The sequence below is a fragment of the Bacillus sp. LR_5 genome (assembly GCF_042709275.1).
Map to the genome: position 1 here is coordinate 1 of NZ_JAVAXX010000538.1, position 1,965 is coordinate 1,965.

General features: G+C 46.6%; 2 protein-coding genes. Both read right to left on the minus strand.

Translation table 11 applies throughout. The features are described from left to right. On the minus strand, nucleotides 1–1,251 hold a 1,251-nt coding region (gene sufD / locus RAC86_RS38200; protein ID WP_377886905.1), incomplete at its 3' end, for a Fe-S cluster assembly protein SufD. 17 nt (nucleotides 1,252–1,268) lie between these two features. After that, nucleotides 1,269–1,965, minus strand: a 697-nt coding sequence (sufC, locus tag RAC86_RS38205; protein ID WP_377886907.1) for a Fe-S cluster assembly ATPase SufC, incomplete at its 5' end; no start/stop codon positions are given.

The window sequence follows — 1,965 nt, forward strand, 5'->3', positions numbered from 1 at the left end:
ATTTACTACCGGTGCAAGGAATCCGTAAATGACTAAGCGTTCTGCTTCTTCTTTCGGAATTCCGCGGCTCATCAGGTAGTAAAGCTGAATAGGGTCCACACGGCCGACAGATGCCGCATGTCCTGCAGTTACATCGTCTTCGTCAATTAAAAGAATAGGGTTTGCGTCTCCGCGTGCTTTTTCGCTGAGCATCAGCACGCGTGATTCTTGCTCCGCATTCGCTTTAGAAGCGCCATGTTCGATTTTGCCGATTCCGTTAAAGATAGAAGAAGCGGAATCCTTCATCACACCGTGCTTCAAGATATAGCCTTCAGAAGCTTTACCGAAATGGATGATTTGTGTTGTGAAGTTTTCTGTTTGCTCTCCTCTTCCGACAACAACCGTTTTCGTATCGCCGTATGTGCCGTCACCGTAAAGGTTTGTTGTATTTTCGGAAATCGTGTCGCCGTCGTTCATCAGGCCAAGAGCCCACTCGATTTTGCTGTCGCGTCCGCGCGCAGCACCGCGGCGGTTCACATAAGTTGTCACACCGCTTGACAGATTATCCACCGCACCGTATGTCACGCTGGCATTATCACCTGTGATGACCTCACTGATAATATTGAAGACAGCGTCTTTCGGGTTTACAGTGCTGATGTAGTTTTCTACATATGTTACAGAGCTGTGGTCTTCAGCCACAATCAGCACGTGGTTGAATAGAGCTGTATCATTGCTTTCGTGGACATAAACAGCCTGAACCGGCGTCTCCACCTGAACATTTTTCGGAACATAAAGGAATGCTCCTCCGTTAACAAGAGCCGCGTGAAGTGCAGTTAACTTATGTTCGTCAACCTTCACGCCGTCCTTCATAAAGTATTTCTCCACCAAGTCGCTGTGCTCGCGTGCAGCAGTCAGAATATCAGTGAAGATGACGCCTTTGTCTTTCAATTCTTGAGAAAGAGAAAGATGTGCCGGCGTCTGGTCACGCTGTACGTATAATGTTTTATCTTCGTTTTCAATGTCGATCAGCGCTTTTACTTCATCAGTCAAATCTTCTAATGAAGAAAGCGGTTCGTTATCCACTGTATGCTTCGCGAAATTCGTGAAGTTCCAGTTTGTGATTTTTGTTTTGTCAGGTTTCGGCATCGGCAGATCCTCAGCTTGTTCAAGAGCCTGTAAGCGCAGGTTCTTCAGCCAGGCAGGTTCTTGGTGCTTTTCGGAAAAGCTTTTGAGATACTCCTGATCTACGGATAGTTTTGTACCTAGTGTCATATTAATCCCCCTAACGCTTACGCTTCTTGGCCAACAGTTTCGTCTTCAATGCCAAGTTCTTGTTTGATCCAGTCATAACCTTCTGCTTCAAGACGCTGTGCAAGCTCTGCACCGCCGGATTTTACAACGCGGCCTTGCATCATAACGTGAACAACATCCGGAGTGATGTAGTTTAACAGGCGCTGATAGTGAGTGATCATCAGGCAGCCGAAGTTTTCGCTGCGCATTTTGTTGATCCCTTTTGATACAACTTTCAAAGCGTCAATATCAAGACCTGAGTCAATTTCATCAAGGATGGCGATTTTCGGTTCAATCATCATTAATTGAAGGATTTCGTTGCGTTTTTTCTCCCCGCCTGAGAAGCCTTCGTTAAGATAGCGCTGAGCCATTTCAGGGTCCATTTCAAGGAACTCCATGTTTTCGTCCATTTTGCGGATGAATTTCATGAGAGAAATTTCATCGCCTTCTTCTCTGCGCGCGTTGATTGCTGAGCGAAGGAAGTCGGCATTTGTCACACCGCTGATTTCACTTGGGTACTGCATCGCAAGGAATAAGCCTGCCTGCGCACGCTCGTCCACTTCCATCTCCAGTACATCTTTGCCGTCAAGCGTGATGCTGCCTTTTGTTACTTCATATTTAGGATGCCCCATAATAGCAGCTGATAAAGTGGATTTACCAGTTCCGTTCGGGCCCATTACTGCGTGGAATTCTCCA